The organism is Streptomyces sp. NPDC014891 (genome assembly GCF_043081085.1).
In the GTDB taxonomy this organism is placed as follows: domain Bacteria; phylum Actinomycetota; class Actinomycetes; order Streptomycetales; family Streptomycetaceae; genus Streptomyces.
Genome location: NZ_JBIBWF010000007.1, coordinates 121,020 through 134,341 on the forward strand (window position 1 = coordinate 121,020; position 13,322 = coordinate 134,341).

Annotated in this window: 15 protein-coding genes; 8 read left to right on the top strand and 7 right to left on the bottom strand. The window is 75.0% G+C overall.

All coding sequences use genetic code 11. The annotated features are described in order from the left end of the window. Positions 1-130 precede the first annotated feature (130 nt). Together ACF09E_RS21230 and ACF09E_RS21235 are read left to right on the top strand one after the other, a co-directional pair. On the top strand, positions 131-397 hold the full coding sequence (locus ACF09E_RS21230) for a hypothetical protein (protein ID WP_392206514.1): 267 nt from the start codon (positions 131-133) through the stop codon (positions 395-397). Between the two features lie 226 nt (positions 398-623). Continuing rightward, positions 624-1,316, top strand: coding sequence for an HAD family hydrolase (locus ACF09E_RS21235; protein WP_392206515.1), 693 nt, complete (start codon positions 624-626; stop codon positions 1,314-1,316). Positions 1,317-1,378: 62 nt separating this feature from the next. Here ACF09E_RS21235 and ACF09E_RS21240 read toward each other — a convergent pair whose 3' ends face one another. The 3 genes from ACF09E_RS21240 to ACF09E_RS21250 form a co-directional block, all read right to left on the bottom strand. After that, a complete protein-coding gene (locus tag ACF09E_RS21240; protein ID WP_392206516.1) occupies positions 1,379-1,927 on the bottom strand; it encodes an SMI1/KNR4 family protein in 549 nt (182 codons plus the stop codon). A 51-nt stretch (positions 1,928-1,978) separates the two neighbouring features. Further along, complete coding sequence (locus tag ACF09E_RS21245) at positions 1,979-2,233, bottom strand: hypothetical protein (RefSeq protein ID WP_392206517.1); 255 nt, start codon at positions 2,231-2,233, stop codon at positions 1,979-1,981. Positions 2,234-2,353: 120 nt separating this feature from the next. Then, complete coding sequence (locus tag ACF09E_RS21250) at positions 2,354-2,647, bottom strand: hypothetical protein (protein ID WP_392206518.1); 294 nt, start codon at positions 2,645-2,647, stop codon at positions 2,354-2,356. Positions 2,648-2,905: 258 nt separating this feature from the next. On the opposite strand from ACF09E_RS21250, the gene ACF09E_RS21255 reads away from it, so the two are divergent. Next, positions 2,906-5,023 (top strand): restriction endonuclease, encoded by a 2,118-nt coding sequence (locus tag ACF09E_RS21255; protein ID WP_392206519.1) that lies wholly within the window; start codon positions 2,906-2,908, stop codon positions 5,021-5,023. 229 nt (positions 5,024-5,252) lie between these two features. Here ACF09E_RS21255 and ACF09E_RS21260 read toward each other — a convergent pair whose 3' ends face one another. Continuing rightward, entirely contained in the window at positions 5,253-6,641 is a 1,389-nt protein-coding gene (locus tag ACF09E_RS21260) for an NAD(P)/FAD-dependent oxidoreductase (protein ID WP_392206520.1), read from the bottom strand. Positions 6,642-6,804: 163 nt separating this feature from the next. Here ACF09E_RS21260 and ACF09E_RS21265 point away from each other — a divergent pair, with 163 nt between their 5' ends. From ACF09E_RS21265 to ACF09E_RS21280, 4 genes are all read left to right on the top strand, one after another. Then, complete coding sequence (locus tag ACF09E_RS21265; RefSeq protein ID WP_392206521.1) at positions 6,805-7,530, top strand: DsbA family protein; 726 nt, start codon at positions 6,805-6,807, stop codon at positions 7,528-7,530. Between the two features lie 171 nt (positions 7,531-7,701). Then, positions 7,702-8,589 carry an aminoglycoside phosphotransferase family protein gene (locus ACF09E_RS21270; RefSeq protein WP_392206522.1) on the top strand — a complete coding sequence of 296 codons (888 nt, stop codon included), beginning with the start codon at positions 7,702-7,704 and terminating at the stop codon, positions 8,587-8,589. A gap of 74 nt (positions 8,590-8,663) precedes the next feature. Next, a complete protein-coding gene (locus tag ACF09E_RS21275) occupies positions 8,664-9,143 on the top strand; it encodes a GNAT family N-acetyltransferase (RefSeq protein WP_392206523.1) in 480 nt (159 codons plus the stop codon). 9 nt (positions 9,144-9,152) lie between these two features. Beyond that, positions 9,153-9,491: a hypothetical protein gene (locus ACF09E_RS21280; RefSeq protein ID WP_361853279.1), complete on the top strand. Its 339-nt coding sequence runs from the start codon at positions 9,153-9,155 to the stop codon at positions 9,489-9,491. 171 nt (positions 9,492-9,662) lie between these two features. Here ACF09E_RS21280 and ACF09E_RS21285 read toward each other — a convergent pair whose 3' ends face one another. After that, a complete protein-coding gene (locus ACF09E_RS21285; protein ID WP_392206524.1) occupies positions 9,663-10,661 on the bottom strand; it encodes a zinc-binding dehydrogenase in 999 nt (332 codons plus the stop codon). A gap of 57 nt (positions 10,662-10,718) precedes the next feature. Next, positions 10,719-11,909, bottom strand: a complete 1,191-nt coding sequence (locus ACF09E_RS21290) for an FAD-dependent oxidoreductase (RefSeq protein WP_392206525.1) — start codon at positions 11,907-11,909, stop codon at positions 10,719-10,721. Between the two features lie 114 nt (positions 11,910-12,023). Between ACF09E_RS21290 and ACF09E_RS21295 the strand changes: the two genes are divergently transcribed. Next, a complete protein-coding gene (locus ACF09E_RS21295; protein ID WP_392206526.1) occupies positions 12,024-12,698 on the top strand; it encodes a pentapeptide repeat-containing protein in 675 nt (224 codons plus the stop codon). A 24-nt stretch (positions 12,699-12,722) separates the two neighbouring features. Here ACF09E_RS21295 and ACF09E_RS21300 read toward each other — a convergent pair whose 3' ends face one another. Next, positions 12,723-13,223: a hypothetical protein gene (locus tag ACF09E_RS21300; protein WP_392206725.1), complete on the bottom strand. Its 501-nt coding sequence runs from the start codon at positions 13,221-13,223 to the stop codon at positions 12,723-12,725. Positions 13,224-13,322 lie beyond the last annotated feature (99 nt).

Consider the following 13,322-nt stretch of genomic DNA (forward strand, 5'->3'; position numbering starts at 1 on the left):
GCGGCGTAGGCCGAATTCCCAGATCTCGTTGCGGGCTCGCCCCCAGGGTCCAGTCGGTGCGCAGGGGCGGGACGGTGGATCGCCGGCCCCTGCAGAAGGACCGGGTCCGTCCGATGGTCCGGGCTGAGAGGTGCTTCCGCGCGCCGGCGTCGTCGTCGACGCCCTGGTCGCCTCGTTCTTCGCGCGGGACTTCGGTGCCGAGCCGGCGAGCAGCTCCCACATGATCTGCGCCTGCTGCAGCGAGGGCCGCGTCGACTGGGACGAGTCCGGCACGCCCACGCACGGCGGCTCCCAGACCGTCTGGCTCGCCGCGCCCGAGGCCGAGGCCCGGCAGCTGCTGGACTCGTGGGCGGAGGGCGGCGAACGCAGCTGGAGCGGACTGGAACTTTCCGCCTGATCCCCCGAGGGGGGCGGCGGGAGCGCCGTCGTCGGTTCTCACCGCTGCCCCGGCAGGACGGCCGGGCGGGGTGGTCCGAACGGTTCACTCCGCCTCACGGCGGCACCTCGGAACCCTCGGGTCGTGGGAGGCTGCGGCCATGGCGGGGCCCCGGTGCCGGGGTGGAGGTGCAGGCTGCTCCGATCGGGGCAGCAGGTGGGGGAGACCATCTGAAGGGACTTCGACCGTGACGCACGCCGACCCGCTCATCGAGACCCTGGCGAACGCCCGCGTCGTCCTCTTCGACTTCGACGGGCCGCTCTGCGACGTGTTCGCGGGGACGCCCGCGGCCGAGGTCGCGCGGGAGCTGACCGCCCTGCTCTCCGCCCAGGACGAGGCGGCGGGTGCGAGGGCCTCCGGGACGGACGATCCCGTCGAGGTCCTGCGCATCGCGCACGAGGTCGACACCGAGCTCGGGCAGCGGGTCGAGCAGGCGCTCACGGCCGCCGAGGTCCGGGCCGTCGCGCTGGCGGGTCCCCCGACGCCGGGCGCGGCCGAGGCGCTCCGGGCGGCGCGTTCGGCGGGGCGCGGGGTCGCCGTGGTGAGCGACAACTCCGCCGAGTGCGTACGGGCCTTCCTCGGGCTGCACGGTCTGGAGGAGCACGTCACGCGGATCGTCGGCCGGCCCGCGGAGCAGCTGCACCTGATGAAGCCGAACCCGTTCCCGCTCATCACGGCCGCCGAGCAGATGCACATCGACGTCACGAGCTGCACCCTGATCGGCGCCTCCCTCGCGGACGTGCAGGCGGCCCACGCCGCGGGCGCCACCGTGATCGGTTACGCCGACCACCCCGCGAAGGCCGACCGGTTCGCCGAGGCCGAGGCCGATGCCGTCGCCCGGGACATGCGGGCCGTCGCGGACGCCCTCACCGCGGAGTAGCCCGGCGGCCCGGTGCCGGGCCCGGGGCCGGGTCCGTTCACCACGGGGCCCCGGTCCCCCCGTCACCCCCTGATGCGGGAGGCCGCCGACGGCCACGGGGTCGGTTCCGGGAGATCCTCGTGGTCGTCCGCGTCCTCGCTGTACCAGGCCGTGCCGGTGAGCCAGGTCTCCAGCCACTCGGCCAGGCTCCCGGCGTCCACGAACCAGGCGGCCGCCCCGTCGTCCGTCATGGCGTTCGGTTCGAAGAGGAGCACCGTGGCGGCCTCGTCGAGGCAGTCCACCGCCGCGTACATCGCGCAGCCCCAGTCGAGGATCGGCAGCACGCCCGCCGGCCAGTACGGGGTCTCGGCCGCGGCCGATGCCCGTCGTTCCGACCGGTACTCGCCCGTCGCCGTGCGTCCCGGGCCCACCAGCGGAAGGAGCTGGTAGTCGGGGCCGTAGCCGCCGTTGGCGACCTCGCGGTAGAGGGCGGCGAGCAGCGGCGGGAGCGGGAAGCCGAGGGCCTCCTCCGCCGCGGTCACCTCCTCGGGGCGGGCCGGGGCGGGCAGGGTCGTCGTGGTGGTCCTGGCCTTCGCCGCCACGCGGGCGACGAGTTCATCGGTTGCCGTCACGCGCGTGATCGTCGCACGGACGTCCGACGGTCCGGCGGGCCCGTCCGCGGGTCAGGGGGCTCCGGGGGCCGTCTCCCCGCGGTCGGCCGCCGGGGCGCCGGGGGCCTTCGCGCGCCCGCGCCGGGCGGTCGCGAGGCGATGGAGGGAGCGGGCCGTCGTAGCCAGGGTGCTCAGGGTGACCAGGGCGAAGATCACCAGGGAGGCCACGTCGAGGAAGTCCCCGCCGTCCCCATCGTCGGAGGTCAGGACGGCGCAGAGGAGCCAGAACCCCCACGCTCCGGCGAGTGTCTTCGCCTCCTGCTTCACGCGTCCCCCCTCGCCCGATCGAACGCATCGACGATAACAAGGGAGCGCCCCCCGGCCGTCGTCCGCGGTCGGGGGGCGCTCGGCCGGGAGGGGGCGGCCCCCGCCGGTCGTCGTGCCTCGTCAGCGCACGACGACGTTGTGCGCCGGGTGGATCGTGGGCCGTACGTCGGTGTGGCCGAGGTCCGCCAGGATCGGTCCGAAGGTCTTTGCGTGGGCCGCGAGGGCCTGCTCGCTCTCCCAGACCTCCGTGACGCGGAAACCGCCCTCGACCGGGCCCGCCGCGTGGGAGATGAGGCCAGGGTTGCGCACATCGGCGAACCGGGTGAAGCCCTGTCCTCGGGTCACGCGGTCGATGACCGCGTCGTAGAGCTCCTGTCCGGCGCCGGGGAACTCGAAGGTGACGATGACGGCCATGCGGATGCCCCTGTCTCGGTCCGCCGCTCGTGCTGCGGCAACGGCGGCGATCCTAGCGGTGGGTGATCGCCCGCTGGCCGGGAGTGACGGGCGGGTGGGTGTGGCGTCCGGGCGGGTGGTGCGCGCGGCCGTGCCGGTCGAGGCCGGTGCGGAGGGCCTTTTGTCCGTTCGTGTGTCGTCCGGGCGGGCCGTCCGGGACACTTGATCGGTACGGGGGCGTACTGGTGGCCGGGGTGTGACGCGGGAGGGGTGGGGCTGATGGGGCGGCGTTCCGGGGGGCTGATCGGCACGTGGGCCGAGCAGCAGCGGGTGGCGCAGCGGCAGCGGGAGGGGCAGCACCAGGCCGTGCTGCGGCAGCAGCGGGACGCCGAGCGGGTGCAGCGGGCGTACGAGCGGGACGTCGCCCGGATGCAGCGGGAGCAGAAGGCGGCCTACCGGCAGCGGCGGGAGGCCGACGCCCTGCGCCGCACCCAGGAGTTGGACGCGCGGGTGCGGGAGCTCGAAGGGCTGCTGGCCACCGGGTGCCGCGCACCCGCCTTCAGCGTGGCGGGTCTGCGCAGGACCGAGGACATCGAGCCCTTCTCGCCCGGCCCCCTCGGGGATCCCGTCCGCATGCCGGACCAGAGCCACTACCGGCCCGAGGCCGCCTGGACCGCGTCCGGGCGGGCGCAGGCCGAGCGGGACGCCCGCGCCCGCTACGAGCGGGACTGGTACGCGGCCCAGGCCGCCGAGGCGCGGCGCGTCGAGCAACTGGCCGCCTACCGGACCGCGTACGACGAGTGGGCGGCCGCGCGGCTCGCCGAGATCCGCGCGCACAACCGCGGGGTCGCCGGCACCGAGGCCGCCCTCGGCGGCGGGGACGCCGAGACCGTCGTCGAGTACTTCTCCGCCGTCCTCTTCGCCTCCACCGCCTGGCCCGAGGGGTTTCCCCGGGAGGTGTCCGCCGCCTACGAGCGGGGCCGGCGGCGGCTCGTGCTCGACTGGGACCTGCCCGGGTACGAGGTCGTCCCCGAGGCCAAGGGGGTCAAGTACCTTCCGAGCACCGACCAGGAGAGGGACGTGCCGCGGCCCGTCGGCCAGCGGCGCGGCCTCTACCGCGACGTGCTGGCGCAGAGCGTCCTCCTCGCCCTGCACGAGCTGTTCCGCGCCGACCGCTCCGGCGCCCTGGACGCCGTCACCCTCAACGGGTACGTGGGCGGCGTCGATCCCGCCACCGGCCTCGCCGGGCGGGTCTGCGTCGCCTCGGTCGCCGTCGGACGGGACGTCTTCGAGCGGCTCAACCTGGAGTTGGTCGCGGCCGTGGAGTGCGTGACCGGCGCGCTCGACGGGCGCCTCGCCACCAAGCCCGACGAACGCGCCTCCGTCGTACCCCTGCTGACCCCCGAACAGGTCGGGGCCGAGGTCGTCGTCCAGGGCGACGGGGACGAGCCCGATCTGCTGGCCATGGACCCGGTCGCCTTCGAGGGGCTCGTCGCCGAACTGTTCCGGGCCCGGGGGCTCCAGGCCGTCACCACACAGCGGTCGAACGACGGCGGGGTCGACGTCGAGGCCCTCGACCCCGACCCCATCAGCGGCGGGTCGATCCTCGTCCAGGTGAAGCGCTACCGGAACACCGTCCCGCCCTCCGCGGTGCGCGACCTCTTCGGCACCGTGCAGGGCGCCGGCGCCAACAAGGGCGTCCTCGTCACCACCTCCGGGTTCGGGCCCGGCTCCTACACCTTCGCCAACGGCAAGCCGCTCACCCTCATCTCCGGGACCGAACTGGTCGACCTGCTGCACCAGCACGGACTGCGCGGGCGGCTGGGGCCCGGGCCGGGGACGTCCGCCGCCGCCCCCTCGACCCCCGCCGCGCCCGCCGCCCCGGCCGCCGGCCCCACCGCCGAGGCCGACGCGGACTTCAACCTCCTCGGGATGGACTGGACCGGATCCGTGGTGCTCGACGTGTGCGCGCTCGTCTGCTCGGGGCAGCGGGTGCTCGGCGACGAGTGGTTCGTCTTCTTCAACAACCCGGCCACGCCCGACGGTTCCGTCGCCATGGTCGCCGCGCCGCCCGGTGACCGGGCCGCCGTCCGGGTCGGCTTCGACGCCCTGCCGGCGTCGGCGGACCGGCTCGTCCTCGTCGCCGCCGTCGACCCCGAGGCCAACCCGGAGGCCGACCTCCGCGGCTTCACCGACGCCGGCATCCGGCTGCGCGACGACTCCGGCACGGAGCTGGACCGGCTCGTCGTCTCCGACGGACGCCCGGGCGAGACCGCGCTCGTCCTCGGGTCCTTCCGCCGGAGGGCCGGCGGCGACTGGGACTTCGTCCTCGGCGGGAAGGGCTACCGGGGCGGGCTGGAGGAACTGGTCGGGGACTTCGGCATCGAGGTGGAGTAGAGAGGCAGTGGCGGGGGGCGCCGCGCGTCCCCCGCACATTCCGCGTACGGGCGGGCTCGGCGGCGAGGGGTGGCGGGGCGCCACCCGCCCCTCTTCCCAAGCCGCGTCCGTTCTCCGCTTCTGTCCTGCGCCCCCGCGTCCGTTCTCCGCGCGCCGCGTCCGCCCTCTGCTTCTGTCCTGCGCGCGCCGCGTCCGCCCTGCTTCCGCCCTCCGCGAGCCTCCTCCCGCCTCAGCGGCCGCTGAGGCGGTTCGCCAGGATCGCCACCCGGTCCGTGGTCGCCGCGTGGCCCGTCGCCTCGCGGCGGTCCGCTCCCCGGAAGGCCGCGTACATCGTCTGGACGCCCAGCCAGCGCAGCGGTTCGGGCTCCCACTTGCGGACCTTGTGGTTCACCCACGGGAGGGTCGTGAGGCCGGTCGCGCCCGACTGGCCCGAGTCCTGCTGGACGAGGTCGCGCAGGGTGCGGGCGGCCAGGTTCGCCGTGGCGACGCCCGAGCCGACGTAGCCGCCCGCCCAGCCGAGACCCGTGGAGCGGTCGAGCGTCACCGTCGCGCACCAGTCGCGGGGGACGCCGAGGACGCCGGACCAGGCGTGGTCCACCCGTACCCCCGCCAGCTGCGGGAAGAAGCGGACCAGGATCTCGCGCAGGGCCTCGATCGTCTGCGGCTGGGTGCGACCGTCGTTGTCGGTCTTCGAGCCGAAGCGGTACGGGACGCCCCGGCCGCCCAGGGCGATACGGCCGTCGGCGGTGCGCTGGGCGTACATGTAGGCGTGCGCCATGTCGCCGAGGGTCTCGCGGCCCGCCCAGCCGATCGACTCCCACTGGGCCTCGCTGAGCGGCTCGGTGGCGATCATCGAGGAGTTCATCGGGAGCCAGGTGCGGCGCTGGCCCGTGAGGGAGGCCGTGAAGCCCTCGGTGCAGCGCAGGACGTACGGGGCGCGGACCGTGCCGTACGGGGTGACGGCGTGCTTCGGCCTGATCTCGGTGACCGGCGTCGACTCGTGGACGGTGACGCCGAGGGCCTCGACGGCCGCGGCGAGGCCCTTGACCAGCTTCACCGGGTGGAGGCGTGCGCCGTGCGGGGTCCAGGAGGAGCCGACGGCGCCGGTGACGCAGATGCGTTCGGAGGTCTCGCGCGCCCCGTACAGCTCGCGGTCGGTCTCGCCGAAGGCGGTCTCGGCCGCGTGGAACTCCTTGAGGCGGGCCAGCTGGGCGGGGGAGAGGGCGACCTCCAGGACCCCGCCGCGGTGCTGGTCGGCCTCGATCTTCTCGGTGTCGCAGACGTCGAGGACCTCGGTGACGGTCGCGTTCATGGCCTGCTGGAGGCGGACGGCGGCCTCGTGCCCGTGGAGCCTGGCGTAGCGGTCGCGGCCGGCGATGCCGTTGTAGAGCCAGCCGCCGTTGCGGCCGGAGGCGCCGTACCCGCAGAACTTCGCCTCCAGGACCGTGATGTCGAGGAAGGGGACGGCCTTCTTGAGGTAGTAGGCGGTCCACAGGCCCGTGTAGCCGCCGCCGACGATGCAGACGTCGGCGCTGGTGTCGCCGGGGAGCGGTTCGCGGGGAGCGGGGGCGCCGTCCTGCGCGTACCAGAACGAGATGCCGCCGTTGACCGTACTCATGTGTATCCCTCTTCCGGGTGCGTGGGCGGGAGGTTACCGGGGCCTTGGTCCCGTGGATACGGGTCCTTCGCCGGCGGTTCGCGGTGGGGGCGCGGCCTAGCGTCGGGGGAGGACGGCGCAGGCGCGGCCGCCACGGATTCCGTCGTTCCGGAAGGACCTCCCCATGCCCGTACGCAGGACCCGGCGGCTGGTCGCCGCAGCCCTCTCGGCAGGCCTCATCGGCCTTGCAGCGGTGGGGTGTTCGCAGAGCGGGGCGGTGACGGCCGCCGCGGTGGCGGCGGCTCCGGCGGACCGCGCGGAGGTGCTCGCGCGGCTGCCCGCGGCCGTGCGGGGTACGAAGATCGTCGTCGGTGACGAGCACGCGCCCCACACGGTCACGGTGTACGTCGACCCGCGCTGCGGGTACTGCGCGAAGTTCGAGGGGAGCGGCGGGACGGTCCTCGCGGACGAGGCCGCGGCGGGCACGGTGCGGGTCGAGTACGTCGTCGCGTCCTTCCTCGACGACCGGACCGGCGGCGCGGCCTCGGCACGGGCCGCGAACGCGCTGCGGGCGTCGGCGGACGCGGGCCCGGGGCGGTTCGCCCTGTTCCAGGCGGCGCTCTTCGCCTCCCTGCCGGGCGCCGGGGCGGGCGGCCACGGGGACGGGTTCACCGCCGAGCAGCTGCTGCGGATCGCGGACCGGGTGGAGGGGCTGCGGAGCGCCGCCTTCGACCGGGCCGTCCGGGAGGACACGCACCGGCGGTGGGTGGCGGACGCCGAGAAGGCCTTCGAGGCGTCGGGGGTCGGCGGCACGCCGACCGTACTGGTGGACGGGGCCGCGCTGCCCGGCGGCGACGCCCTCTACGACGCCGCCCGATTCTCGGAGGCGCTGCGCGACGCCGGTGTCTAGGGGGTGTCTTGTCGACCAGGCCGGGCTCGCGGGGTATGGCACGCACGCTCGCCGCGTTGTCGTCAGTCGCCAACGCTCCGCGTTGACTCCCTCCTCCGCCTTGCGATCGCACGCACCAGACCCCGCTCCCTGATCCGGCCTGATCGACAAGACACCCCCTAGGGTCGTGGCGTGATCCACGTACCGGAGCAACTCGTCGCGTCCCAGGTGAAGTACAACGGAGAGGCAGGACGGGCGTTCGTCGCCGGGCTGCCCGAGCTGGCCGGGGAGTTCCTCGACCGGTGGGGGCTCCGGGTCACCGGGCCCTCCATGTACGGCATGGCCTCGCTCGTCCTGCCCGTCGAGCGGGTCGCGGACGGTACGCCGGCCGCGCTGAAGATGCAGATCCTCGACGAGGAGACCGAGGGGGAGCCGGTCGGGCTGCGCGTGTGGGACGGCGGTGGCGTCGTCCGGCTCCTCGACCACGACGCCGCCACGGGGACCATGCTCCTGGAGCGGCTCGACGAGGCCCGGCCGCTGAGCTCCGTCGCCGACACGCGGGAGGCGATGGGCGTCGTCGCGGGGCTGCTCGACCGGCTGGTGGCGCTGCCGGCCCCGGCGGGACTGCGGGGCCTCGGCGACATCGCGGTCGGGATGCTCGCGGACGTCCCGGACGCGGTCGGCCGCATCGGCGCGGAGGACGCCGCGGTGCTGCGGGACTGCGCCGCGGCGGTGCGGGAGGTGGTGGGCGAGCCGGGCGACCGGCTGCTCCACTGGGACCTGCACCTCGGGAACGTCCTGGCCGCCGAGCGCGAACCGTGGCTGGCGATCGATCCCAAGCCGCTCGCGGGCGATCCGGGCTTCGACCTGCTGCCGGCCCTGATGGACCGCTTCGACCCGGCCGACGTCCTGTGGCGCTTCGACCTCCTCGCCGAGGTCGTCGGCGACCGGGGGCGGGCGGTGGCGTGGACGCTGGGGCGGGTGCTGCAGAACGGGCTGTGGGACGTGGAGGACGGCGAGCCGGCGCTCGACGAGGAGCAGGTGGAGGTGGCGCTGATCCTGCGCGCGGCCCGGGGGTGAGGCGCCGGGCGCTCCCGCGGCCGGGGGTGAGATTCCCCTGGCCGGGACCGGGCCCGTCGGGGCAGGGTGGTCCCATGATCCGTACAGCCACGCCCGCCGACGTTCCCGTCGTCCACGCCCTCGTCCGTGACCTCGCCGCGTACGAGAAGGCCCTCGACGAGGTCCGCGCGACTCCCGAGCAACTCCGTGAGGCCCTCTTCGGCGACCGGCCCGCCGCCTTCGCGCACATCGCCGAGAACGAGGACGGCGAGGTGGTGGGCTTCGCGATCTGGTTCCTCAACTTCTCGACCTGGCGCGGCGTCCACGGCATCTACCTGGAGGACCTGTACGTCCGTCCGGAGGCGCGCGGCGGCGGCCACGGCAAGGCGCTGCTCACCGAACTGGCCCGGATCTGCGTCGCGCGCGGATACGAGCGCCTGGAGTGGTCCGTCCTGAACTGGAACAAGCCGTCGATCGACTTCTACGAGTCGCTGGGCGCCCGCCCGCAGGACGAGTGGACGGTCTACCGGCTGACGGACGGGGCGCTGGCCGAGCTCGGCGCCGCAGGGGTGTAGGAAGGTCCCATGGATACGGACATCGAGCAGCGGTTCCAGCGGATCACGGCGTTCATCGAGGCGCGGTTGACTCCGCTCTTCGACCCGGCGAACGGGAGCGACCACGGGTTCGGCATGGACGACACGTCGCGGGCCCTGCGGGCCGCGCGGTACACGGTGCAGGCCGCCTCCGCGGTCAACGGCCTCGTGGAGAAGCGGGAGTCGGCGCCGGAGCTGCGGCCGGTGGTGGACCAGGCGCTGGAGCACAACTGGGACGTGCTGCGCTCCGTCGCCCGGATGTGGGAGGACCACCCCGACTTCCTGAAGGAGTTCAAGGCGCACTCCTGGGACGTGGTCGGGGCGGTCTGAGCCCTCGTACGGCCCGCGGGCCCGTCCGACGCCGACGACCGGCCGGACGGGCCCGCGGTGTGTCGGTGCCCGGCCGGGCGGGCCCGCGGTGTGTCGGTGCCGGGCGGGGCGGCGGCCCGCGGTGCCGGTGCCGGTGCCGGGCCGCGGGGCCGGACCCCGTGGATCAGGGGATCAGGGGATCAGGACCACCTTCCCCGTCGTGCCCCGCGTCTCCAGGGCGTGGTGCGCGGCCGCCGCGTCCGCGAGGGGGAAGCGGTGGACCGCCGGGCGGAGGGTGCCGGTCGCCGCGGCGTCCAGCGCGGCGAGTTCGAGGGTGCGGACGTCGCCCCCGGCCTTCCGGAGCATGACGGGGCCGAGGACGGACTCCGAGGTGATGCCGCGCGCGGCCAGCTCCTCCGGGGTGAAGGTGAGCGGTTCGCCGTCGCGGAGACCGGCGCCCGACCAGCCGAAGACGAGGTGCTGCCCGCCCTCGCCGAGCAGGTCGACGGCGGCGCGGCCGGTGTCCCCGCCGACCGAGTCGAAGACGACGGTCGCGGTGCGCCCGCCCAGGTACGCGCGGACCTTCTCCGGCCAGTCCGGCAGCGTGTAGTCGACGGCCAGGTCGGCGCCGTTCTCCTCGACGAGGGCCGTCTTGGCTGGGCCGCCGGCCAGGCCGACGACGGTGGCCCCGGCGTTCTTGGCGTACTGGACGAGCAGGGTCCCGATGCCGCCGGCCGCCGCCGGGACGACCGCCACCGAGTCGGGGCCGAGCGCGGTGAACTGCAGGATGCCCAGGGTGGTGCGGCCGGTGCCGATCATCGCGACGGCCTCCGCCTCGCCCAGGTGGTCGGGCAGGGCGTGCAGGCGGGCGGCGTCGGTGACGGCGAGCTCGGCGTAGCCGCCGGGGGCCATGCCGAGGTGGGCGACGACGCGCCTGCCGAGCCAGCCGGGGTCGGTGCCCTCGCCGAGGGCGTCGACGGTGCCGGCGACCTCGCGGCCCGGGACGGTGGGCAGCTCGGCGGGCGCGGGGAAGGGACCCGTCATCCCCTCCCTGAGCGCGGTGTCGAGGAGGTGCACGCCGGCCGCCGCGACCCGGACGCGGACCTGGCCGGGGCCCGGTGCGGGGTCGGGGGTCTCCTCGTACTGGAGGTTCTCGGCGGGGCCGAAGGCGTGGAGGCGGACGGCATGCATGGTGTTCCCCGTTCGTCGTGCGGGCGGTCGGTGTGCGACGAGGAACAGCCTCCGACCTCAAGCATGCTTGAGGTCAAGCCCCGTCCGGTCGCCGTCCCGATGCGCGCGCAGCGCCAGCGACACCGCCTCCACCGCGCTGGTGAACGACACCTCCGAGAGCACGCCGGGCGCCGCCACCTGGTCGCCGACCAGGTACACGCCGTCACCCCGGTCGACGGCCGGCCGGTCGCGCCAGGTCGTGCCGGGCAGGTCGACCGCCCCCGTACGGCCCTGGGACACCGACTCGCGCCGCCACACCGTCCGCTCCCGCCAGCCCGGGAAGCCCAGGTCGAGGAGCCGCTCGGCGTGGGCCACGCCGTCCGCCTTCGACCCGCCGGGGCCGATCGGCAGCTGGGCCTGGATCAGCTGCTGCCCGGCCGGGGCGAGCGCCGGGTCCTGGGCCGTGAAGCGCTCGATCCAGCCCGGGGCGTCCAGGTCCGAGAGCACGAACGGGTCGCCCTTCCGGGTGCGCACCGCCAGGTCGAACAGGACGGTACGGCCGCTCTCCCACGTCAGCGACGGGTCGCCGAGCAGCCGGGCGGCGGCCGGCAGGGCGGTCGCGACGATCACGGGCCCCTCGTCGCGCGGCAGGTCGTCGAGGCTGTCGACCCGGGACGAGGTCTCGATCCGGGCGCCCAGCTCCCCCGCGCGCGCCACCATCCGCTCGATGAGCCGGCCCCAGCCTCCCCGGATGTAGTGCGCCTCGGGCGGCAGGGTGGAGGCCCGGTGGAGCCGCTCCTGCACGAACCGTGCGGAGAGCGAGCCCGGGTCGTGGTGGAAGATCGCGACCCCGGAGTACGCGGCGGCGGCGTGCGCGGCGCGCTCGCCCGCGAGCCCGGTGGCCCAGGTGCGGAAGTCGGTGTCCACGGGGGCCTTGCCCGCGCTGCGCAGCGCCTGGCGGACCATGGCCAGGGGCGGGGTGCGGAGCACGGAACCGCCGCGGTGGAAGCGGAGCCGGAGGACCTCGGAGGCGGGCAGCGGGGCCAGCGGGCCGAGGAGTCCGCGCTGCTTGAGCCAGGTCCAGTGCGGGCCGCCGGAGTACAGGGCGTGCGGCCCCTCGTTGGTGTGGTGCGGGCCCTCGGAGGTGCGGGCCCGGCCGCCGGCTGTCCGGTGCGCCTCGTGGACGGTCACCCTGACGCCCGCCTCGGCGGCGGTGATGGCGGCGGTCAGTCCGGCGAAGCCGCCGCCGACGATCGTGAGCTTGCGCATGTCGCTCTCCCTGTCCCTCGTGCGGACCTGGTGTCCGGTCCCGCACATGGGACGGCCGAGGCCCGGGTTTCGTGACATCGGGGCGCTGTCAGTGGCGTACATCACCATGGAGGGATGGCGACGACTCGGAAGAAGAAGACGGCGGTGGCGGCGGCGCGGCGCCCCGACCTGCGGCTGCCTCCCCTGGAGCCGTACGGGGGAGGGCTGGAACCGGACGGGGACTACGACGGGCTGGAACTGACCGGGCTGGACCTCTCGGGGCAGTCGGCGGAGGGCGCGCGGTTCCTGGACTGCGCGCTGCGCGAGTGCGGGCTCGACGAGGCGCGGCTCACCGGGGCCCGTTTCCTCGACTCGGTGCTCACGGGGGTCCGGGGGGTGGGGACGGTCCTCGCGGGGGCGCAGCTGCGGGACGTGGAGCTCGTGGACGCCCGGCTCGGCGGGACGCAGCTGCACGGTGCCGTGCTGGAGAGGGTGGTCGTCCGGGGCGGGAAGAGCGAGTATCTGAACCTGCGGTCGGCGAAGCTGAAGGACGTCGTCTTCGAGGGGTGCGTGCTGAGCGAGCCCGACTTCGGGGGCGCCGTGCTGGAACGGGTGGAGTTCGTGGACTGTGTGCTGACGGGGGTGGACTTCGGCGGCGCGCGGCTCAGGGACGTGGACCTGAGAGGGGTCCAGCGGCTGGAGATCGCCCGCGGTGTGGAGTCGCTGGCGGGCGCGGTGATCTCGACGGCGCAGCTCCTCGACCTCGCGCCGGTGCTCGCGGCGCAGCTGGGGGTGCGGGTCGAGGAGTAGTCCGGCGCGGCGGTGCCTCCGGGGTCAGGGCAGGCGGGGGAAGCGGGCCTGGAGGGCCCAGACGGCCGGGTTGTCGGCGAGGCCCTCGTGCATGTCGGTGAGGTCGGCGATCAGGTCGTGCAGGAAGTCGCGGGCCTCGCGGCGCAGCGCCGCGTGGTCGAAGGTGACCGGCGGTTCGTCGCCCGGCATCCAGTCGGCCTCGACGTCGACCCAGCCGAAGCGCCGCTCGAAGAGCATGCGGTCGGAGGACTCGGTGAAGTCCAGCTCGGCGTACTGCGGGGTGGCGGAGCGGCTGCCGCGCGGGTCCTGGTCGAGTTGTTCGACGATGTCGCACAGGGCCCACGCGAAGTCGAGCACCGGGACCCATCCCCAGGCTGTGGACACCTCGCGGTCCGCCCGGGTGTCGGCGAGGTACACGTCCCCGCAGAACAGGTCGTGGCGCAGGGCGTGGACGTCCGCGCGACGGTAGTCGGTCTGCGGCGGGTCGGGGAAGCGACGCGAGAGGGAGTAGCCGATGTCGAGCACGGGTCCGATGGTGTCACGGCGCCGGGCCCCGCCGTACGCGAGGACCGCCGGGGGCACCGGGCCGGCGTGCGGTGGGCCCGGCGGCGCCCGGGTCGTGCG

Bases quoted from the DNA above. Each gene is read 5' to 3' on its own strand.
- ACF09E_RS21290 (WP_392206525.1), bottom strand. From the start codon at position 11,909: ATGCGCAAGCTCACGATCGTCGGCGGCGGCTTCGCCGGACTGACCGCC.
- ACF09E_RS21280 (WP_361853279.1), top strand. From the start codon at position 9,153: ATGGATACGGACATCGAGCAGCGGTTCCAGCGGATCACGGCGTTCATC.
- ACF09E_RS21285 (WP_392206524.1), bottom strand. From the start codon at position 10,661: ATGCATGCCGTCCGCCTCCACGCCTTCGGCCCCGCCGAGAACCTCCAG.
- ACF09E_RS21295 (WP_392206526.1), top strand. From the start codon at position 12,024: ATGGCGACGACTCGGAAGAAGAAGACGGCGGTGGCGGCGGCGCGGCGC.
- ACF09E_RS21260 (WP_392206520.1), bottom strand. From the start codon at position 6,641: ATGAGTACGGTCAACGGCGGCATCTCGTTCTGGTACGCGCAGGACGGC.
- ACF09E_RS21275 (WP_392206523.1), top strand. From the start codon at position 8,664: ATGATCCGTACAGCCACGCCCGCCGACGTTCCCGTCGTCCACGCCCTC.
- ACF09E_RS21250 (WP_392206518.1), bottom strand. From the start codon at position 2,647: ATGGCCGTCATCGTCACCTTCGAGTTCCCCGGCGCCGGACAGGAGCTC.
- ACF09E_RS21265 (WP_392206521.1), top strand. From the start codon at position 6,805: ATGCCCGTACGCAGGACCCGGCGGCTGGTCGCCGCAGCCCTCTCGGCA.
- ACF09E_RS21255 (WP_392206519.1), top strand. From the start codon at position 2,906: ATGGGGCGGCGTTCCGGGGGGCTGATCGGCACGTGGGCCGAGCAGCAG.